Annotated in this window: 19 protein-coding genes and 2 pseudogenes; 12 read left to right on the top strand and 9 right to left on the bottom strand. The window is 68.8% G+C overall.

The window, feature by feature from the left end:
• The first annotated feature begins 359 nt into the window (after positions 1 to 359).
• On the top strand, positions 360 to 1,586 hold the full coding sequence (locus BM290_RS36925; protein ID WP_093620588.1) for an IS110 family RNA-guided transposase: 1,227 nt from the start codon (positions 360 to 362) through the stop codon (positions 1,584 to 1,586).
• On the opposite strand, the pseudogene BM290_RS50305 reads toward BM290_RS36925, so the two are convergent.
• From BM290_RS50305 to BM290_RS36905, 3 genes and pseudogenes are all read right to left on the bottom strand, one after another.
• Positions 1,519 to 2,172 (bottom strand): annotated as a pseudogene (locus BM290_RS50305) (ATP-dependent DNA ligase). The gene BM290_RS36925 and the pseudogene BM290_RS50305 overlap by 68 nt on opposite strands.
• Positions 2,173 to 2,411: 239 nt before the next feature.
• Positions 2,412 to 3,266, bottom strand: a complete 855-nt coding sequence (locus tag BM290_RS36910; protein ID WP_143134055.1) for a DUF4240 domain-containing protein — start codon at positions 3,264 to 3,266, stop codon at positions 2,412 to 2,414.
• A gap of 217 nt (positions 3,267 to 3,483) precedes the next feature.
• Positions 3,484 to 5,013: an ISL3 family transposase gene (locus BM290_RS36905; RefSeq protein WP_203779704.1), complete on the bottom strand. Its 1,530-nt coding sequence runs from the start codon at positions 5,011 to 5,013 to the stop codon at positions 3,484 to 3,486.
• Positions 5,014 to 5,225: 212 nt separating this feature from the next.
• Between BM290_RS36905 and BM290_RS47690 the strand changes: the two genes are divergently transcribed.
• Positions 5,226 to 5,468, top strand: a complete 243-nt coding sequence (locus BM290_RS47690) for a hypothetical protein (protein WP_143134054.1) — start codon at positions 5,226 to 5,228, stop codon at positions 5,466 to 5,468.
• Between the two features lie 95 nt (positions 5,469 to 5,563).
• Here the strand turns inward: BM290_RS47690 and BM290_RS36900 are convergent, their stop codons facing one another.
• Both BM290_RS36900 and BM290_RS36895 read right to left on the bottom strand, forming a co-directional pair.
• Positions 5,564 to 6,889 carry an IS110 family RNA-guided transposase gene (locus tag BM290_RS36900; RefSeq protein WP_244903957.1) on the bottom strand — a complete coding sequence of 442 codons (1,326 nt, stop codon included), beginning with the start codon at positions 6,887 to 6,889 and terminating at the stop codon, positions 5,564 to 5,566.
• A gap of 114 nt (positions 6,890 to 7,003) precedes the next feature.
• Positions 7,004 to 7,324: a sensor histidine kinase gene (locus tag BM290_RS36895; RefSeq protein ID WP_239144009.1), complete on the bottom strand. Its 321-nt coding sequence runs from the start codon at positions 7,322 to 7,324 to the stop codon at positions 7,004 to 7,006.
• An 86-nt stretch (positions 7,325 to 7,410) separates the two neighbouring features.
• Here BM290_RS36895 and BM290_RS36890 point away from each other — a divergent pair, with 86 nt between their 5' ends.
• The 7 genes from BM290_RS36890 to BM290_RS36860 all read left to right on the top strand — a co-directional run bounded on the left by BM290_RS36890 (position 7,411) and on the right by BM290_RS36860 (position 13,481).
• Positions 7,411 to 8,292 (top strand): hypothetical protein, encoded by an 882-nt coding sequence (locus BM290_RS36890; protein ID WP_093620583.1) that lies wholly within the window; start codon positions 7,411 to 7,413, stop codon positions 8,290 to 8,292.
• A gap of 116 nt (positions 8,293 to 8,408) precedes the next feature.
• Complete coding sequence (locus BM290_RS36885; RefSeq protein WP_093620651.1) at positions 8,409 to 8,927, top strand: RNA polymerase sigma factor; 519 nt, start codon at positions 8,409 to 8,411, stop codon at positions 8,925 to 8,927.
• Positions 8,924 to 9,733, top strand: a complete 810-nt coding sequence (locus BM290_RS36880; protein WP_093620582.1) for a zf-HC2 domain-containing protein — start codon at positions 8,924 to 8,926, stop codon at positions 9,731 to 9,733. Before BM290_RS36885 ends, BM290_RS36880 begins: the two co-directional genes overlap by 4 nt.
• Positions 9,730 to 10,593: an ATP-binding cassette domain-containing protein gene (locus BM290_RS36875; protein ID WP_093620650.1), complete on the top strand. Its 864-nt coding sequence runs from the start codon at positions 9,730 to 9,732 to the stop codon at positions 10,591 to 10,593. Before BM290_RS36880 ends, BM290_RS36875 begins: the two co-directional genes overlap by 4 nt.
• On the top strand, positions 10,590 to 11,408 hold the full coding sequence (locus BM290_RS36870) for a hypothetical protein (protein ID WP_093620581.1): 819 nt from the start codon (positions 10,590 to 10,592) through the stop codon (positions 11,406 to 11,408). The genes BM290_RS36875 and BM290_RS36870 overlap by 4 nt, the downstream gene beginning before the upstream one ends.
• Positions 11,409 to 11,589: 181 nt before the next feature.
• A complete protein-coding gene (locus tag BM290_RS36865) occupies positions 11,590 to 12,045 on the top strand; it encodes a hypothetical protein (RefSeq protein WP_093620580.1) in 456 nt (151 codons plus the stop codon).
• A complete protein-coding gene (locus BM290_RS36860; protein ID WP_143134053.1) occupies positions 12,042 to 13,481 on the top strand; it encodes a hypothetical protein in 1,440 nt (479 codons plus the stop codon). Before BM290_RS36865 ends, BM290_RS36860 begins: the two co-directional genes overlap by 4 nt.
• A gap of 615 nt (positions 13,482 to 14,096) precedes the next feature.
• On the opposite strand, the pseudogene BM290_RS36850 reads toward BM290_RS36860, so the two are convergent.
• Both BM290_RS36850 and BM290_RS36845 read right to left on the bottom strand, forming a co-directional pair.
• Positions 14,097 to 14,389: pseudogene (locus tag BM290_RS36850) on the bottom strand (helix-turn-helix domain-containing protein); the annotation flags it as partial.
• Positions 14,386 to 15,255, bottom strand: a complete 870-nt coding sequence (locus BM290_RS36845) for an SDR family oxidoreductase (protein ID WP_093620576.1) — start codon at positions 15,253 to 15,255, stop codon at positions 14,386 to 14,388. The pseudogene BM290_RS36850 and the gene BM290_RS36845, both read right to left, overlap by 4 nt.
• Before the next feature lie 198 nt (positions 15,256 to 15,453).
• Between BM290_RS36845 and BM290_RS36840 the strand changes: the two genes are divergently transcribed.
• Genes BM290_RS36840 through BM290_RS47685 form a run of 3 tightly spaced genes read left to right on the top strand, consistent with a single transcriptional unit; the run spans position 15,454 to position 16,845 of the window.
• Positions 15,454 to 15,840, top strand: a complete 387-nt coding sequence (locus tag BM290_RS36840; RefSeq protein ID WP_177320047.1) for a transposase family protein — start codon at positions 15,454 to 15,456, stop codon at positions 15,838 to 15,840.
• Complete coding sequence (locus BM290_RS48760; protein ID WP_177320046.1) at positions 15,834 to 16,001, top strand: hypothetical protein; 168 nt, start codon at positions 15,834 to 15,836, stop codon at positions 15,999 to 16,001. Before BM290_RS36840 ends, BM290_RS48760 begins: the two co-directional genes overlap by 7 nt.
• Before the next feature lie 19 nt (positions 16,002 to 16,020).
• Entirely contained in the window at positions 16,021 to 16,845 is an 825-nt protein-coding gene (locus tag BM290_RS47685) for a transposase (protein WP_177320045.1), read from the top strand.
• A gap of 69 nt (positions 16,846 to 16,914) precedes the next feature.
• Here the strand turns inward: BM290_RS47685 and BM290_RS36835 are convergent, their stop codons facing one another.
• Together BM290_RS36835 and BM290_RS36830 are read right to left on the bottom strand one after the other, a co-directional pair.
• Positions 16,915 to 17,922, bottom strand: coding sequence for an MsnO8 family LLM class oxidoreductase (locus tag BM290_RS36835; protein ID WP_093620574.1), 1,008 nt, complete (start codon positions 17,920 to 17,922; stop codon positions 16,915 to 16,917).
• Positions 17,919 to 19,187 carry an enoyl-CoA hydratase/isomerase family protein gene (locus BM290_RS36830; protein WP_093620573.1) on the bottom strand — a complete coding sequence of 423 codons (1,269 nt, stop codon included), beginning with the start codon at positions 19,185 to 19,187 and terminating at the stop codon, positions 17,919 to 17,921. The genes BM290_RS36835 and BM290_RS36830 overlap by 4 nt, the downstream gene beginning before the upstream one ends.
• Positions 19,188 to 19,200: the final 13 nt, after the last annotated feature.

Genomic DNA, 19,200 nt, shown 5'->3' with positions numbered 1-19,200 from the left:
AACTTCAACCCTCTGAGGCCTCTCGAGGCTTGCGGCGACACATGTCGCGGATAACAGGCTAGGAGCGGTGCTGACGTGAACTGCTGTATCTCAGTGCGTACACCGGTTCTTGCCTAATGGGAGCTACCGGGTCAGCCGCTGGCAGACTCGGTAGCTGGTAGCCGCGAGCGGGTGAGCACTTCCCTTGCCTGGACCGAGGTTGAGTCCTGGTGTCAGACCGTGCCCCCGCTCGTGGTCGGGAGACGAACGGCTGATGGGGTGTCGTGCCCGCCGGGTGTTGGCGTGAGCACTGGTCCATTAGGGCGCTGAAGTCTTCCGCAGGCGGCCGTTGTGGATCTGTGGCAGGGCGGAGATCGCAAGTGCTGTTCGTCGGTGATGACTGGGCGGAAGACCACCACGACGTGGAGATACAGGACGTACACGGCCGGGCTGTACGCGCGGCCCGGCTACCCGAGGGCGTGGACGGGATGACCCGGTTCCACGAGCTCGTCGCCGGGTTCCTGCCCGATGACGCGAAACCGTCGGACGTGCTGGTCTGCATCGAGACCGACCGCGGGCCGTGGGTACGGGCGCTGGTCGCGGCCGGCTACCAGGTCTACGGTGTGAATCCGAAGCAGGCCGCCCGGCATCGTGAGCTGCTGTCGCTGTCCGGGGCCAAGAGCGACAAGGCCGACGCGCACACCCTGGCCGACATGGTGAGAACCCGCCGTCACCAGCTGCGGCAGGTCGCCGCGGACTCCGACATCGCCGAGGCCGTCAAGGTCGTGGCCCGCGCTCACCAGACGCTGATCTGGGAACGCACCCGGCACACGCTGCGGCTACGGGCAGCGCTACGCGATTACTTCCCCGCGGCGCTGGCGGCCTACCAGCCGTTGACGCTGACCGGCGCGGACGCCCTGGAACTGCTGGCCAAGGCACCCACTCCGGCCGCGGCAGCGAAACTGACCATCGGGCAGATCAGCGCCGTGTTGAAGAAGGCCCGCCGTCGTGACCTCGTGGCCAAGGCCGCCGCGATCCAGCAGGTCCTGCGCACCGAGCACCTGGGCCAGGCCGACATCGTCGCCGGCGCCTACGCCGCCACCGTCCGTGCCACCGTCGCGATCCTGCAAACCCTCAACACCGAGATCCGCACTCTCGAAGGGCAGGTCGAGGCCCATTTTGGTCAGCACCCGGACGCTGAGGTCTACCTCAGCCAGCCCGGCATCGGCGTGATCCTCGGCGCCCGGGTGCTCGCAGAGTTCGGCGACGCTGACGGCCGCTACGCCGACGCCAAGTCCCGCAAGAACTACGCCGGCACCGCACCGATCACCCGGCAGTCCGGCAAGTCCAAGACCGTCCACGCCCGGTTCATCCACAACGACCGCCTCGTCGACGCCCTGCACATGCAGGCCGGCGCCGCGATCCTGCACGACCCCGGCGTCCGCGCCTACTACGACGAACTCCGCGGCCGCGAGGTCGGCCACAACGCCGCCCTGCGCCAGGTCGGCAACCGCCTCGTCGGCATCCTCCACGGCTGCCTCAAAACCACCACCCGCTACGACCAGACGACTGCCTGGTCACACCGCACACAACCTGCCGCAGCTTGACATTCAAGAAGCTGGGGTGTCTGACAGAAACCGTCTTGACCCACGTCTTAGATCGCTGACCCGGAGTGTAGGGCGAGGTCAGCCGCTTGCAGACGATACCCTCCAGGCCGTGCTGCTGGGCTGCGGCGTACAGCTCAGTGGCCCCGTCGACGAAGAACGGTGGCGTGTCCACACCAGCACCGTGCAGCTGCAGGTCGTCCAGCATCGCCCGGCGTTCGGTGTAGGGCACGGCTAGCAGATCCTGTTAGTCAAGGACCAGCAGGTCGAACGCGTACAGGGTGGCCGGCGCGGCGCGCAGCAGCCGCGTGCTGGGGTTGCGTACCCTGATGCGCTGCTGCAGACGCGTGAAGTCCGAGACGCCGGCAGGGTCCAGGACCACCAGTTCGCCGTCCAACGCCACCCGACGGCCGCCGAGCAGCTCCGGCAGCACCGACAGTTCCGGGAAGGTGCTCGAGACGTCGCGACCGGTGCGGCTACGCAGGCGCCAGCGGCCATCGGCGGCGCTGACCGCGGCTCGCATTCCGTCGTGCTTGGCCTCCGCTGCCCACCCCTCGCCTGTCGGCACCGGTCCGGGCGTAGCCAGCATCGGGGCGATAGCGGAAGGTAGCCCCGTAGCCGCGCGCACCCCTTGATCGTCGGTCGACGGCAAGCCCAGGCGTAGACAAATCAGCGAATCGTACCTAGTCATGTCGGTGTGATGGCTCGAGCGCCGGTGCTACCGACGTTGAGCGCCACCTTGAGCACCTATCCGCTTCTGCCGAGAAGAGTGCGTTTTGTCCGTGTTCCTAATGGTTCGCTACCTGCAATTCCACGACGTGGAAATAGCTATTGGTTGAGTAAGAACCGTATGCCGACAAGGTGATCAAGTTCGACTGGGTCTGACTCCCGCCACCCATCCCAGCTGTCGGCGTGCTTGAAGCGCTCAACCACCCGTGAGCAATCTAGGCACCGCCTGAATTCCCGCGTGAGGAAAGTCCCGTCCTCGCGACGGCTGCTTGACTCGACCGAGTGCGCCCGCAACGCACCACCGCACAGCGGGCATCGCTCGTCGGGATCAGCCTGTGGCGCCGGCCTGGCTGGTTGTGATTCGGATGCCCAGTGTCCAGGAGGCAGAAGCGCCGAAAGGCGCGGCAGTCCCTCGCGGACGGGCTCGGCGTCGTCGGCACCGGATTCCCCCGCCGGCCGCACGAGACCGCCGGATCCCATCGCCTCTCGGCGGGCATCGACCGCGTGCCAGAAAGCGTCCTCGTCGCCGTCGCTGATCCGGGCATATGCGGATGACGCCGCGAACAGCAGGCTTTCACCGTCGAGCGACTTCCGCTCACAACGCCCCGCGGCGATGTCGATGACGACAGGGTGCTCAGCCAGGCAGTCGGGGTCGGCGATGATCTGCTCCACAGTGTGACGCCCCAGACCAACGAGCCCAGCCCTGAAGGACGAGAAAAGGTCATCGGAGAGGAAACCCGTGATGAGTTGACACGCGAGGGCGACTCTCGGATTGTCAAGCTGGCCGATGACCTCACCTAGAAGGTCGTCGAAACCGAGGATCTCGTTGGGCGACAACATCATCAGCCGTGCGACCAGCGCTTCGGCGACCTCGGCTTCGTCAAACGGGCCCGCCGTGACGCCCGAATCGTCGCGGGCTTGATCCACGATCCGCCAAAACTCGTGGATCTCCATCACGCCAGTATGACGGGGTCCTCCACCCCGCTCATGGTCGATGGTGCCTGAACGCCGTACCGTCCTCACCAGCTCGACATATCTGGCTCACATCGAACATCCGGATCTGCCGCCGACCGTGTTGCTAGCGGAAACGCGAGAATCCTTGTCAGCGGACAGTTGGGTCCCGGCTCGCGGACACCGGAATTGGCTCTGGCACGTAGTTCGTGATCGTGTCCTACTCGGCGAGGATGACGCGGCGGCGCAGAAGATCGAAGTTCGCGCGGCCATACATTTGACGCTTGATCGTCTTGAGTCTGCCGACGTTGCCCTCGACCGCGCCGCTGCTCCAGGGCAGGGTGAGCCCGTTGCGGACAGCGTCATAGTCCTTGATCAGGCCGTCGGCGAAGCCGACGAGTTGAGTGACTCCGCTGCTTCGGGCCTGAGCGATCCAGGCGTCCAGGTGCTGGCCCTGGCGTTGGCGGAGCATGCCACCGAAGTCGCTGACCAGCCGGTCAACGGTGCGCAGGCTGTCGCATCGTTGCAGAATGCGGGCCAGGTCAGCCTGTTCACGTTCAGTGCGCTCGACCGCGGGGCGGATGATCCAACCGGTCACCTCTCGCGGCTTGGGCGCGACCGCTTTTACCGCGGTCGGTTTGACGCTGCCGTCACGCCACAGGTGCAGCTGCCGGCGCACGGTGCGTTCGCTGCCGCGGTAGCCGCGTCCGCGGAGCTCGGCGGTCAGCCAGGCGGCGTTGGTGCATCCCTGTTCCCAGCGCTCGGCGAGATAGGCGACGTATTTGTCGAGGTCACGGATTCGGGGGACGACCTCGGTGAGCAGTTCGTCGGCGGTTGCCGCCCGCAGGTAGCGCAGCACGGTCTTGTGGTCGAGGTTCAGTGCCCGGCTGATCGCGGTGTTGCCGATGCCTTTGACGTGCAGAGCATGAATCTCGGCGTGGCGCTGTCGGGTCACCTCGACCCGGCGGCCCTCGGGGGCGTCCGTCGCCGGTCGCGGCTGGGCGACGGCCTCGGATTCTGGCCGGTCCTTGAGGCATTTGCCGTGAGCACGGACTGCCCGGTCGACGGCTTTGGTGAGGTTTTGTAGCAGGTGGAAGCGGTCGGCGACCTGGATCGCGTCCGGAGCGCCGGTCCGGCCCCCTTCGGCGTAGCCGCTGGCGCGGTCGCGGCAGATCACTTCGGCGCCGGGATGCTCGCGCAGCCAGGCGGCGAAGGTGTCGGCGAGGCGGTCGGGTAGCAGGTCGACGGGCCGGCCGGTATGCATGTCGACCAGGATGCTGCCGTAGTTGCAGCCCTTGCGGAACGCGAAGTCGTCGACACCGAGCACGGTCACGGTTCCCGCCGCGGGCACCGGCAAGGCTCGGACCAGCCGCAACATGGTTGTGCGTGACACCTCGGCGGCCAGCAGACGGGTCATCCGGGCGCCTGGCCGCCCACCCAGCGCCAAGGCGATCTTCTCCAGAACGCCGCGCAGCAGCGGAGTCCGCCGGGCGTAGGGCGTGGTGACGCCGGGCACCTGCTCGGCGAAGGTCCGCCGAGGGCAGCTGACGTCGTCGCAGAAGAACCGCCGGATCCGCACCTTCAGCAGCGTCTGCTGACCGCCCATTGCCAAGTCCGTCAAGATCCGCCAGTACCGACTGTGCACCCGCGCTGACCTGCCTCCGCAGCCTGGACACCGCGCTTCATCAGCCAGAACGTCGGCGTCCAGCCAGATCGACCGTCCGCCAGCACGTACCTGACTGATCCGCAACGGCGCGAGGTGCGGAAGCAGAACCCCGAGACCATGATCGCCACACCGCGCACATGATCATCCACATCAGACCATCCGTGCGTCGCGGGGTCCGCCCGCAATCACGAACTTCGTGCCAGAGCCACTTCGTCTTGACCGTTGACACGTGTGGACGAGTGCGGGATGGCCTCGGTCTTTGCATGGCGAAGCAGCGCTGCCGGTAGCCTCCTTGCATGCAGATGCAGCTGGGTCAGGGGGATGACTCCAGCGGAGTTGTCCGAACCGATCCGGCGCCGGTGGCACGGCTGACATTGGTAACCATGGTGGAAGCCGGTGATTGGGCGGTTGAGCTCCCGCGACCGCTGCTCCTGCATCCCGACGAGCACGTCTGGATTGTCGGTTCGTCCCTTTTCGTTCGCCGGCTGGACTGCGAAGTGGCTCGATACGAGGGAGTCGGCGTCTGGCTTTGCCGTTGAATCCCGCATCCGGACTTGACTAGCGGCCGGATTTGCCGCCAAGCAGCACGGCTGGACTGCGGCCAAGCAGTTCACTCTCATGGCACCCCTCTGTGTCAAGAGGCGGTGAGAAGCGGTGTTCTAAGGTGGTCTTCGGCGGGTCCGGGAAGTGACTTCTCCGAAGTGTCGGCCTTGGGGTTTGGGTCGGCCGCGCCGGATTGCAGAGTCGCCCCCACTTGTCCTCCCGGGCCCGTCCTGAGCCGCTTGGCGTCGGCGGTCATCAGCCGATAGACGACGTCGGAGAGCCGGCGTTTGAGGGCGCGCATGGCTTCCATGGTGGTCTTGCCTTCGGCGAGTTTGCGCCGGTAGTAGCGGCGTCCTTCGGTGTCGTTGCGGAGCTGGACGACGGCCATGATGTGCAGAACCCGGTTGATGCGCCGGTTCCCGGCCCGCGACAACCGGTGCCGGTTCTGGTCGCCGGAGGACGCGTCGATAGGGGCGGTGCCGTTCCAGGACGCGAAGTGACCGCGGCCGGTGAACCGGCTGACATCGCCGATGTCGCCGATGAGGCGAGCGGCGCCGGACGGGCCGATACCGTGAAGCGTCCGCAGTCGGCTGCCCGTCGAGTCGACCAGCTCGGTCAGTTCGGCGTTCGCGACCTTGATCTTCTTGTCGATCGTGACGAGCTCGTGGATCAGCTCGGATGCCAGCCAGCGGCGGGTCTTGCCCACGACGTCACGCGGGCGGACGGTGTTGAGCAGCGCCCGCGCCTGCTGAGCGGACAGGAACTTCTTCGCCCCACCCGGCACCAACTCGAGCAGCAGGTGATGCAGCCGGGACACGGCCTCGGTGCGGGCCCGGCCAAGCTGATCACGCCGGTCGACCAGAAGCCGCAACGCCACGGTCGTGTCGTCGACGACGACCTGCCGCAGGTCAGAGGTGCGCAAAGCAACGACGGCGACGCTGTGGGCGTCGACCGGGTCGGTCTTACGGCCTTGGCCGGTGGAGAACACCCGCGCCCGGGCCGACAGCTTCGCCGGGACGTCCAGGACGGTCTCGCCGTCGGCGACCAGGCGTTGGGCGACGTGCCGGCCGATGCCGCTGCAGCCCTCGACGGCCCAGATCCGGTCGGTGTGTTCACGGCCAGCGGCGAGCATGGCCTGGTAACCGTCGGTGTCGGTGCCGAACCGGCCCTTGCCCAGGACGCGTTCGCGCTGGTCGATAACCTCGATGGTGGCGGAACGCTTGTGCGGGTCTACGCCGATGACGACCTGGCCCATCTGGTTACCTCTCCCTCGATCCGATGGTCGACGGGAGGGCAGCGCTACTTTGAGCTGGGCATACCCCTCTTGAGCCACTCCGCGCCGCGGTGACCGGCAGGCGCATGCCATGAGTGAGTCACACCAAACCTGCGGTGGACAGCCGCGACAGAGCGATCCCACCGGTCACCTCGACCAAGCCTGGCCGGGCTGCGGTCGTAGATCAATGAAACAAGTAGCCGCGATCCGTGTGCTCGCTAGCCGACGCTTCCGACGTCTGGCGAGTCGGTCTGCGTCTCATGAGACAGCAGTAAGTCTGGAGAACGACGGATGGCGCGGCCTTGCGTCTGATTCGAAAATCTTCCGCTGCGGATCAGCATGGCTGCAACGGCAGCGTGAACCAGAACCGGCTACCGCCCCGGGACGTTGCTCGACGCCGATGCGGCCGCCATGTCGTTCGACAATGCGCCGGCATATGGCCAGCCCTAGTCCGGTGCCCACGTAGCTACCGCTGTTGGCCGACGGGTGGAAGGCCTCGAATACCTTGGGCCTGTCCGCTTCCGGAATACCGAGGCCGCGGTCGGCGACCTCAACGCGTACGACGCCGCCTGGTGCCATCGGCCTCCACAAGATGTTCATGAACCGATCGGGCCCGTCGCCGGACAGACTGTTCAGGACGGTCCGATAAGGGAGGTGGCGACCTGATGAGCGCGCCGCCCGCCTCGGCCGCCACGGCCGGCCGTGCGAGGGCGTGGACTCCGGCCGCACGGCGACTCGGCGTCGTCGAGGCCCGCCGGATGCTGCGCCACCCCGCCTATCCGATCGTGATGCTCTACGCCGTCATGTTTGCCGTCACGGTCCGGGCCAACAACGAGGGCGGCCCGACCGCCAACTTCGCCTACTCCGTCGTGTCCGTGAGCGTGCTGCTCATCTACGCGCCGTTGACCTTCGTGGCGGCCAACCGCGTTGCCGCCACGACCTATCGCTCTCAAGTCCGCGACGTGTTGGACGCCACCCCGGTCGACGACCGGCAGCGCACCGTGGGCGCCGTCGTCGGGTTGCTGCTCGGCCCGGTTGTCGTCGGGCTCGGCGGGGCGCTGGTGCTGCTGATGATCGGCGAATCGGCCTCCCCACTCGCCCCGGCCAACGACCGCGTGTATCAGCGCACCCCGCTGGAGTACCTGCAGGTGCCGGCAATCGTGCTCGGCGCCGGGCTGCTCGGCATCGCGGTCGCCCGCTGGCTGCCGTGGCCCGGGATGCTGCCGTTGACCGCGATCGCGCTGTGGCTCGGCACCATCGTCATGTACGACCAGCACTTCATCGTGTATGAAACGACCACCTACGAGGTCGTGCCCGCCCGGACGTGGTTCGCGCTGTGGCCGGTCTGGTTCGTCGACATGGGGGGCATGCTGCCCCGGCAGCCGCTCGCCCAGGAGATGTGGCACCTGGCTTACCTGCTCGGACTCGGCGTGCTGGCCGGGATCGCGGCTCTACTGCGTACCGACGGGCCGCGCCGGGCGCTGTACGTCACGGCCGGGGGTGCCGTCGTGGTCACCGCGGTGGCCGCCTGGCTCCAGCTCGGCTGACCTCCGCCATCCAATTGTCCCGAGGTGCACCTGGGGCACGATGCCCCGCCATCTGTTCATGAACCGCTTCCACGTCGGCGCGGACAGACTCTTCAGAACGGGTGGGGGAGGACCACATGGCCGACGACGCCGCTCTGATCGGGTTGATCGCCCGGGGCGACCAGGACGCGCTGGCGACGCTCTACGAGCGGCATGCGCCCTGGCTGCAGGTTCGTCTTCGGCTGCGCTGCGCCGACGACGAGGTGGTCGCCGAGGCGTTGCAGGAGACGTTCGTGGCGGCCTGGCGTGGCGCCGGCCGGTGGCGCGGCGACGGCGACGTCGGCGCCTGGCTGTGGGGTATCGCGATTCGCCGCCTGATCGACCTGCTCGCGAAGCGTCCGTCGCATCGCCCGCTGGCCGGTGTCCCGGACCCCGTCGTGGCCTCGGCCGAGGAGCAGGTTCTGGTACGGGTGGAGTACGCCGCCGTGGCCACGGCACTCAACCGGCTATCCCCGGACCTGATCGCCGTGGTGCAGGCGACGGTGCTCGACGGGCTCACCACCCGGGAGGCGGCCCGGCTTCTGAAGATCCCCCAGGGCACGGTCAAGACCCGGATGGCCCGCGCCCGGATGCTGTTGAGGGAGGCGCTGTCATGACCGTCTGGCACGCTGAGGACGCCCTGCTGGCGGCATACGCCAGCGGCGACCTCGACCACGCCCGCGCAGCCTCCGTCGAGCAGCATCTGGCCGGCTGCGCTATCTGCCGGACCGCGATCGCGGCGCACGCCGACGCCGCGCTGATCGCCCGGGCCTGGACCGACACGCTGGACCGGCTGGACCAGCCCCGCACCGCCCCCTTCGAACGGCTGCTCACCAGGCTGGGGCTGTCGCCGTCGGCCGCGCGGCTGGCCACCGGAGCCTCGGCGGCACGCCGGGCCTGGATGGCCGGGTGCATGCTGGTGGCCGGCTTCGCCGTCGTCGCTCGGCAGATGGACGGCGGGATGGCCCTCTGGTTCCTCGCCGTGGCTCCGCTGGCTCCCCTGACCGGGGTGGCGCTGGCTTACGGACCGGGCGTGTTCTCCATGCACGAGGTGGTGGCCGCCGCGCCGTACCCCCGGCTGCGGCTGATGCTGCTGCGGTGCCTTCCGGTGCTGCCGATGACCGCCCTGCTGCTCGCCGTGGGCGGGCTGGTGCTACCGGGCACGGCGCGGGCGGCGCTGTGGCTGCTGCCCGGGCTCGCTCTGGCGGCTCTCGGCCTGGTCACCGAGCGGCTGTTCGGCATCCAGGTGGCGATCGCCGGTCTGGCCGGGCTGTGGATGGGCGGCGTCGCCATAGCGCGGATAACCACCGGCTCCGTGCTGGGCGCCTTCTCACCGGTCGTACAGGTGCTGTCCTCGACCATCGTCTTCGGCATCGTGTGCGCCGCACTGGTCGGCGCCCGGCGGACAAGGAACCTGTGGTGACCGGCATCCAGCTCACCGAGGTGAGCAAGAGCTACGGACGGCGCCGGGTCCTGGACCGGGTCACCCTGGACGTCGGTAACGGTGTACTCGGCCTGCTCGGCCCGAACGGCGCAGGCAAGACGACTCTGCTACGCGTGCTGGCCACCGTCGCCGGAGCCGACGCCGGCCGGGTCGAGTTGCTCGGCCGCGATGCGCGGGATCCGCTGGAGCGGGTCGCCATCCGCCACCGGCTGGGCTACGTGCCGCAGGAGATCGGCTTCCCGCGTGGCTTCACCGCCTTCGAGTACGTCGATTACGTGGGCATTCTCAAAGAGATGACCGATCGCCGGGCCAGGCACGACGAGGTACGCCGGGTGCTCGAAGCCGTGGGGCTGACCACCGTGGCGCGCCGCCGGGTGTGGCGCCTGTCCGGTGGTATGAAGCGTCGCTTGATCATCGCGCAGGCGCTGCTCGGTGACCCGCGGCTGCTGATCCTGGACGAGCCGACCGACGGCCTGGACCCTGAGCAGCGCCTGCGCCTGCGCGATACGATTTCGGCGCTGGCCGAGGACCGGTGCGTGGTCGTGTCCACACACCAGACCGAGGACGTGGCGGCGTTCTGCCCACGGGTGGTGGTGCTGCACGAGGGCAGCGTCCGCTTCGACGGTGACCCGCGCCTTCTGGCCGCCGCCGCGACCGGCCGGGTGTGGCGCTCCGACCAACGTGATCCAGGCGCCCGGCTGGCCTGGCGCACCGGCGACGGCGGGGTGCGGCAGATCGGCTCACCACCGGCGGGCGCCACCCTCGTCGAACCGTCGCTGGAGGACGGCTACCTGCTGCTGGTGGGCGACTGCGCGCGTGCGGTGAAGGCGACCCGGTGAGCGTCGGCGCCGCGGCCGTGTGGCGGCTCGGCGCGGTCGAGGCACGCCGGCTGGTGTGCCATCCGGTGTACCCGGTGGCGATGCTGTATATCGCGGCCTACGTCGCCGGGGCGATCCGGAGCGGGGAGACCGGCCCGGCCGCCAACGGGGCGTACGTGGTCGTGATGCTGAGTCTGCTGCTCGTCTACGCGCCCGCGACTGTCGTGGCCGGTAACCGGGTCGCCGCGGCCACGTTCCGGTCCCGGGTCCATGAGCCCTTGGATGGCACACCGGTCGGCGTACGGCAACACACCGCCGCCGCGATCATCGGTGTGCTGCGCGGCCCGGCCCTGGTGAGTCTCGCGGCCACCGGACTGTTGCAGGTGATCGGAGAGTTCACCACCGCGCACCCGGAGCGGCCCATCGATGTGGTGCACCACCGCGCGGCATTGGAATACCTGCAGATTCCCGCAGTCGTCCTGGGCGCCGGCCTGCTGGGCGTCGCGGTCGCCCGATGGCTGCCCCGGCCCGGCGCGCTACCGCTGACCGTGCTCCTGGTGTGGATCAGCACGGTCCCGCTCTACCAACCTTCCACAACCGGCACACCGTACGACCGCACCTGGTTCGCCCTGTGGCCGGTATGGCTATCCACGGACGCGGGCCTGCTACCGCGGCAGCCGCTCGATCAGGAGATGTGGCACCTGGCGTACCTGCTCGGCCTCGGGGTCCTGGCCGCAATCGCGGCGCTGCTGCGCACCGCCGGACCGCGCCGGGCATTGTGCGCCGCCGCAGTGGTGGCCGCGGTGGCTACCGCAGCTGCAGACGCGGTGACGTGACCGGGTGCGCCGCGGGCCGCCGACGCGCCAACGGTCAGTAATACGGGGGCCGAGGTCGACCGGTTCGCTGCGCATCGTCTTCCTACACGATGCGCACGACGCCGCCGTACCCGCCGCGATCTAGAACCGGAGGTGGCCCGCACGGCGACAACTCGAGCAAACCCGAGAAACGGAGTGTGCCATGACCGAACCGCTGCCGCCCCGGTCGCCGCGATCGACGAACCGCGCGGCGGCCGTGCTCCTCGCCGGGCTCCTGCTCACCGCATGCCACAAACCGCCACACGCCGAGGTGCCGCCACCACACGGCCGTGCTCCGCTGCCCGCTCCCGCCCACCAGGTCGACGACCTCGGTGAAGCCGGCAGCCGGGCCGGCGCCGTCAACGCCGAAGCGCGCCGCCTGGCCTCGTCCCGCACCCGGGAGACCGTCACCCTCGCCTGCATGATCAACGACACCTACGCGAACGTCACCGAGGAGGACGTCGCAGGCTTGATCAACCAGGCCGGCGGCTACGCCGGAGTCCGGGCCTCCGCCGTCTACGCCCTGCTCTCCGACCTGGAACAGGCCGAATCCTCCGGCGATGCCATCCGGGCTGCGGCCGTCGCAGCCCTCTGCGAATCCGCTCAGACAACCCGGTGAGCCAGCTGCCATACACCGACGACTTATCGAAACAGGAGAAGAAAGTCATGACCTCGAGCGTCTACCGCGTGACCATCAACGGATTCCGGTGCCACAACGAGACCTGGGACGACGCACTCAACTGGGACGGCAAGCACGACGAGGTGTTCATCGACGTCAACACCAGGGTGCTGGAGCGTAACGGCACCGTGCTGACACGGCTGGACCAGGAAAGCGAGCTGATGGGGGACACCTCGAACCTTCCGGGCCGAGTCCAGGCCGGTTCCGCTTCCAGTCAGGGCGGCATCATCACCGGCGACAAGGTGCCGGCCGTGCCCGAGCCGTGGCGACGTCACGGCCCGATCAACTCGCTGCGCTTCCCGCCGTACACCATCTTCGAAGGACCGCTCGACCCGGACCGCGTCGTCATGCTCACACCGACGATCTGGGAATGGGACCCGGGCGCGGGATTCTGGGACGGCTGGCTCGACTGGCAGATCAAAGCAGACGCCGAGTACGGCAAACGGGCCAAGGAGATCGTCGGAAACGTCTGGCCGGTGACCAAGCCGATCTTCGACGCGGTCTCGCTCGGCATCCAGACCGTCGGCTCGATGGCCGGCCTGTGGTCACCGCTGGGCAAAGCCATGCGGCGCCCGATCGGGACTCAGCGCGACCCGGCCAACCCCGATGGCGGCTCGTTTAACCCGGTGACCATCGCCCTCACCGCCGAGACCGCTGAGTTCCTGGCCACCAGCAACCTCCAGGGATTCGGCACCGGCATCACATCGATCCGCTACGCCGACGATCCCTTCCTGCGCGGCGTCTACTCGATCTACCTGCAGGTGGAGAAGCTGCACGACGGCGACGATTGGGCCGACGCCGGGCACGCCAACGGTGTGATCGCGATGACCGCCGCCGACGGGCGGCTGTACTGCGCGACCAACGACGGCATTCTCAACGTCCGCCCCGCGAGCACGACCGAGGTCAACTGGCAGCCGATCGGAGCGGCACCCGCCGTCACCGGACTGGCCGCCACCGGTGGCCGCCTGTTCGCAACCACATCCGGCAACACCCTGCTCACCCAGGACGCGGCCCCGGTCATCGCGGACTGGGCGACCATCGGGCACGCCAACGCCGTCGTCGGCCTGACCGCGCTCGACGGGACGCTGTACTGCGCCACCACCGACAACAAGCTCTGGGCCCGGCCGCCCGTGCTCAGCAACGTCAACTGGACGCACATCGGGCACGCGAACGGCGTACGCGCACTCGCGGCCGGAAACAGCCACCTATACGCCCTGACCGGCGACGGGCAGCTGTGGAAGCGCCCACCGGTGCACGCCGACATCGTCTGGCAGCCGGTCGGCCAGGCGCCGCAGGCACGGGCGCTGGCCGCCGTGCCCGGCTCGCTGTTCGCCGCCACCACTGCCGACCGCCTGCTTCGCCGCGCGATGCCATGACCTGACGCCGCCATGGTCGGCACACCAGGGCGTGCCGACCATGGCGGCGTCAGTGGGGCTGTATGCGTCCGTAGAGGGCCCGGACCTCGGCGCCAGCGGGAACGGTCCCAGCAGGAACCGGATCGCGGCGGCCAGGTCGGCGGCACGTGCGCACGTGCTGCGGCGCGACGCGTTCCGCGTGAGCAGGAAACGGATCGCCTCACGGTCGCTACCCGCGGGCTGGCATTGGCGACGTAGCAACAACCGTCAGCAGCAGGCCCGGCTGCTCCGCCTCCCGTTACCCACAGAGCCCGGCGGTGACCAGCCCCACGACTACGTCATCGTCCACCGACCGTTCACGGCAGCGGAACGCCGCGTCGCCTCGCACCGGCCCCGCCCGCCGCTGGTGGTAACGGTGGACGGGGTGTCACAGTCGCGGGTTCGGCTCTTCCGGACGGTGGGCTCCGACCGCCTGACGGCCAGCGGCCTCAACATCAGCGGCTACCGGTGAACGCCCGTGACGAGAGGGGCACGTCAGCTGGTGCGAGATCGGACCGTAAGCGCTCGAATCGGACCGGATGCCGCCATCTGCCGTACTCCCATGCCTCGTCGACCGCGATGTTGTCAGTGACACACGTACCCGCCGAGCCGGAACAGATGGTCACGCTCGTCGAGGGTCAGCCGCAGCCCGCGGGCGACCGCGGTCAGCGCCTGCTCGGACGGGCGTGGTCCGCGGGGCTGTTCGAGGCGGGTGTAGTAGTCCACCGACAGGTCGCTGAGCATGGCGACCTCCTCACGGCGCAGGCCGGCTGTGCGGCGGCGCAGCCCACGCGGCAGTCCAACATCGGACGGCTGCAGGCCCGCGCGCCGGCTGCGCAGGAAGCCGCGAGTCGTTCCCGATCCACCGTGTCAGTGTGCCTTTCGATCATTGCGGTGCACCGGTCAGTGTGTGCATGACGTCCCAGAGGCGCTCGGCGTCACCCGGGCGCTGCGCGCTGCGGTAAAGCCGCAGTTCAGTCGGATCGCCGCGGAACTCACCGAATCCGTCCGGGCCATAGAGCCGACCACCGGCCGCCGCAGGGCCAGCCGCCATCAGCGGCGGGAGAACTCCGCGGGCGATCGGCTGCGCGAAGCGGGCGGCGAGGCCGCGCAGGAGGCCCGGAGTGGTGCGATAGAGATTGGTTCGCGTGGTTCCGGGATGGGCGGCGTTGCTGGAGATGCCCCAGCCCGCAGCCCTGCTGCGGCGGTCGAGTTCGAGCGCGAACAACAGGTTGGCGAGTTTGGAACGGCCATATGCGCGCGTCGCGGAGTACGAGCGGGTGCTCTGCAGATCTGACCAGTCGATCCGCGCCTGTTTCGCGGCCGCGCTGGTCAACGTGGTGACCCGGGCGTGCCCGGCTTCCAACAGCGGCAACAGGCGCAGGGTCAACGCGGCATGACCGACCGCGTTGGTGCCGAACTGCAGCTCGAACCCGTCGGCCGTCTCCTGCCGAGCCGGTGGCAGCATCACCCCGGCATTGTTGACCAGCAAATTGATCGGCCGGCCTTCACCGACCAGCCGGTCGGTGAAGGTCACCACTGATGCGAGATCGGCCAGGTCAAGCGTTCCCAGACGTATCCTCACGCCGGGCACCGCCTGCCGGATGGTGGCGGCCGCGGCTGCTCCCTTCGCCTGATCGCGGACGGGCAGCACCAGGTCGGCGCCCGCCCGGGCTAGGCGGATGGCCAGTTCCCGGCCGATGCCATCGCTGGCCCCGGTGACTACGGCGACGCGGCCGTCCAGTTCTCGGTCCATGAGGCAAGGCTGACGGACTGTCCGGCCGCCAACCATGCCCGCTCATGACATGGCTCCGTCTGGCCGGGGAATATCAAGAAAGCGGCTCTGGCGCAGAAACGGTGTCGAGGACCCCGGGTCCTATGTGGTCCGTCTCATGCATGATCATGATGCCCGTGTGATCTGCTCGGGACGATCTTTCCTGGCCTGTCTTCCCTGGTGATCGAGCAGGTGCTCGATCAGGGGGCGATCGTGGGTGTGGTCGCCCGAACCGCGGTGACCGCGGTGGCCTGCCCGGATTGCCGGCAGCTCAGCGAACGGGTCCATGCCTATCGCCAGCGGCACTTGGCTGATCTCCCGGTCGGTGGTCGAGCGGTGGTCGTGCAGCTACGGGTTCGTCGCCTGGTCTGTCTGGTGTCATCCTGCCCGCGGCGGACATTCCGGGAGCAGGTGCCGATGCTGACCAGGCGCCGGGCGTGGCGGACCCGGCAGTTGACCGCGCTGGTCGCTGATCTGGCCGTCGTGGCCGCCGGTCGTGCCGGTGCAGCGGTGCTGTCCCGGGTAGAGGAGCCCGGGTCTCCCGCAGTACCGTGCTGCGGGTGCTGATGACGACGCCGATCCCCGATCGTCCGGTTCCGGCCGTGCTGAGCGTGGATGATTTCGCGCTGCGGCGGGGCCGCCGCTATGCCGCGTTGCTGATCGATGCGGTCACCCATCGCCGCGTTGATGTGCTGCCCGATCGCAAGGCCGAAACCCTGGCCGCGTAGCTGTGCGACACATCCGGGTGTGCAGGTCGTGTGCCGCGACGGTTCCGCGGCGTATGCCGAGGCGATCCGTGCCGGGGCGCCCCAGGCGGTGCAGGTCGGTGACCGCTGGCACCTGTGGGCGAACCTGGCCAAGGCGGACCAGCCCTTGGACGAGCGCACCCGCGAACGCCACGCGGCCGTACACAGACTGCTCGATCAAGGTCACGGCCTGCTGGAATGCGCCCGCCGTCTCGTGTGCTGCAGTGCCGTGATCATTCAGATGCAGTGTGGAGGCCGCGTGGAAATTCCTGAGTGGGCACGCAAGTCGCCCAGGACACCCGGACCGCCGTTGCGGGATGTCGGCGGCCGGGTCGCGTATCTTGTGGCGCCGGCGATGTTGAGGTTGTGGCTCAACCGCGGTATGCCGCCGGAGCGGCGCACCGGCCTGGACGAGTTTCGGCAGGATGTACGGCGAGGCCCGACAGGCTCAGGCGACATCGAAACCGCGAATTCAGTACGAGCAGTCGCCTGGATGTTCACGGCCGGCGTGGTGGTGCTGCTGTTTGCGGCGACGACGTATGTACGAAGGGGATTGCCGTCACTGGCCCCATTCACTGAGGTCCCGGAAGCGGTGCTTGTCGGCATCGGCATGTTCGCCGTCGGTGCCGGCGTCGCTAGCGGTGTCCGGTGGACGCTTTCGTCAGCTTTGGAGGATCGCGTGGATGCTGCGTACGACCGCACAACACCCGGGAAACGCCCTCGCGGCTTAGCGGTGTGGCTATGCATGCCATCGAATGTCGACCTTTGGTTCGCTCTAACTTGGGCTGCATGCTTCACGCCCGTGTTGCTGAACCCAGCGAGATAGTTGGCACCACGGGGCTGAGACAGTCCACATCCAGTCGGTGCTATCCGGGCCGACTTCGTTTCATCGCGGTCAGATTGTGATGGATTGCAGGACTTGTGCGACGATCTGGCGTGATCGGGTTCGCGCCGCGGAGTCGGTCAGCATGTCCTGGACCATGACCTCGGTGGCTCCCGCTTCCCGGATCACCGGTTCGAGTTGAGCCCGCAGGGTTGCCGGAGTTCCGGAGATCTGCGTCGGGATCACCCCGTCGACGACGGTGCTCGGCCGTGCTCTCGCCGAGGCGTCTAATTCCGCCTCGGCTTGGGCGAGGGTGGGGATGGGCCGGTCGCGTCCACCGGCCCGCAGCGCTCGTGCGGGCCAGGTCAGCCGGTGCGCTTTCTCTTCGTCGTCGGCGGCCACGATGTTGAGTGCGAGCATCGCCTGTGGAACGCCGGTGCCGAAGGGCGTCTTTGTGAAGTTCTGCCGGTATTGGCGGAGCGCGCGCGTTGTCATGCCCGGGTTGATGTGGCCGCCGAAGGTGTAGCCGATGCCGAGCCGGGCGGCGAGGCCGGCGCTGGAACCGGACGAGCCGAGCACCCAGACCTCGGGGATGGTGTCGATTCCGGCCGTGAGGTCGATCGCGGTGAACGGGTGAGCCGGGTCGAAGGCCCTGTGCAGGTAGCCGATGATCTCCTGCACCTGGTCGGGGAAGTCGTCGGCCGGCCGGCTGTTCCGGTCGCGGCGCAGCGCGTGGTCGATCAGCGGTGTGGCCGTGGAGCGGCCGAGCCCTAGATCGATGCGCCTGGGCGCCAGCGATTCGAGCATCAGGAACCGTTCGGCGACGCTGAAGGCGCTGTGATGGTTGAGCAGGACGGCACCCGAGCCGAGACGGATCCGGGTCGTCCGTTGGGTGGCTGCCGCGATCAGCGGGACGGGGTCCTGGGCGGCGTACCCCGTCACATGGTGGTGCTCGGCGAACCAGAATCGGTGATAACCGAGTTGTTCGGCCTCCTCTGCGGCGGCGAGGGCCCGGTCGAGGGCTTCCCGGTTGGTGCCGCCTGGCGTGACCGGAGCGAGTTCGACCAGGGAATACCTCACCGGGCGCCTCCGGCGTGCAGGACGCCGCCGGTCCAGGCCGGGAAGCCGGCCGCGACGACCGACGCGACGTCGGCGCCGGCCGGGTCGATCCGCAGGCCGTCGTCGAGGGCGCGGTGGGCGGCGTCGGTCATGGCGGTGGGGTCGGGACCGGCCTCCAGGAGGGTCTGTATGAACGAGACATCTCCGCTGTGGATCAGCACAGGGATGCCGCCTCTCGCGCGGACCGCGGGGATGAGGTCAGCGTCAGTGATCTCGACGACGGGGGCGTCGGGCGCGAAGAACACCGCGGCCAGGGGATTGGCGACGATCTGCGGGAACTCGTGCATGCCGGCCGGCATGCCTGTTGCGGGCGGCTCGGCCGGCGCTGTGGCAAGGGCACGCATCGCATGGAAGAGGTGAGTCAGATCGGGGAACTCGGGCGCGCTCAGCAGCGCCCGGCAAGCCGCCGTCTCGGTCTCGAAGGCTTCCTCCAGGGGTGCCGAAGCGCTTCGTACCGCTACCTCCAGGACCGCGGCGAGTGCTCGGACCGGCGAACCCTTCGAGCGGCGGCTCACCTCGTCGGCGAGCCCTGGCGGCTCCGCGGTGCCTCCGGGGATCTGATGGCCGGGCCGCTCCCACCGTTGCACGTAGTGCCCGGACGGTTGTGCCAGTACCCAGGTCCGGGCCGCGGCGACCACGTCGTCGGCGAGTTCGTCGACCAGGCCCGCGGCCAGTGCCTGCGCCGGGTGGTAGGCCGTGCCGGGCCCGACGATGTCCAGCACGGTCGCGGCGATCCCGAACATCCGCGTCGCCCGGACCGTTCCGCCACCTGCCGGGAGGATGCCCATCCCGGTCTCCGCGAGTGCCCATACCGCCGATGGGTCGTTGGTGCCGACCCGGTGGTGGCAGGCCAGTGCCAGCTCGAAGCCACCGCCGAGTGCGGAGCCGTTGAGCGCGGCGGCGACCGGCCGGCCCAGGTTCTCCAGTCGGCGTGCCTGGTCGCGCAGAGGTGTCAGCAGGTCATAGAGGCCGGCCGCTTCGTCGGGGGTGATCTCGCTCGGCACGAAGTCGGGCCCGGCGATGAAGGAGTGTTTCGCCGAGGTGAGCACCACGCCGCGCAGCCGTCCCAGCTGACGGGTGAGGTCGTCGAGGCAGTCCGTGAGCCCGTCGTAGTGGCGCCGGTTGAGCATGTTCGCCGTACGGCCGGGGTCGTCGAGGACAACGGTGACGACGCCCTCGGCGTCCCAGGACCATCGGGCCGAACCAGATTGTTGGACATCCGTCATACCGTCAACGTAG

Source organism: Actinoplanes philippinensis (genome assembly GCF_900113015.1).
Lineage (GTDB): Bacteria > Actinomycetota > Actinomycetes > Mycobacteriales > Micromonosporaceae > Actinoplanes > Actinoplanes philippinensis.
The sequence above is the reverse complement of the archived record's forward strand: the minus strand, read 5'-3'. Positions and strand labels throughout refer to the sequence as shown.

What these genes read in the sequence shown, in the direction of transcription:
- BM290_RS36890 (WP_093620583.1), top strand. Translation starts at nt 7,411, where the DNA reads ATGAGCGCGCCGCCCGCCTCGGCCGCCACGGCCGGCCGTGCGAGGGCG.
- BM290_RS36885 (WP_093620651.1), top strand. Translation starts at nt 8,409, where the DNA reads ATGGCCGACGACGCCGCTCTGATCGGGTTGATCGCCCGGGGCGACCAG.
- BM290_RS36880 (WP_093620582.1), top strand. Translation starts at nt 8,924, where the DNA reads ATGACCGTCTGGCACGCTGAGGACGCCCTGCTGGCGGCATACGCCAGC.
- BM290_RS36830 (WP_093620573.1), bottom strand. Translation starts at nt 19,187, where the DNA reads ATGACGGATGTCCAACAATCTGGTTCGGCCCGATGGTCCTGGGACGCC.
- BM290_RS47690 (WP_143134054.1), top strand. Translation starts at nt 5,226, where the DNA reads ATGCAGATGCAGCTGGGTCAGGGGGATGACTCCAGCGGAGTTGTCCGA.
- BM290_RS36910 (WP_143134055.1), bottom strand. Translation starts at nt 3,266, where the DNA reads ATGGAGATCCACGAGTTTTGGCGGATCGTGGATCAAGCCCGCGACGAT.
- BM290_RS36865 (WP_093620580.1), top strand. Translation starts at nt 11,590, where the DNA reads ATGACCGAACCGCTGCCGCCCCGGTCGCCGCGATCGACGAACCGCGCG.
- BM290_RS36845 (WP_093620576.1), bottom strand. Translation starts at nt 15,255, where the DNA reads ATGGACCGAGAACTGGACGGCCGCGTCGCCGTAGTCACCGGGGCCAGC.
- BM290_RS36895 (WP_239144009.1), bottom strand. Translation starts at nt 7,324, where the DNA reads ATGGCACCAGGCGGCGTCGTACGCGTTGAGGTCGCCGACCGCGGCCTC.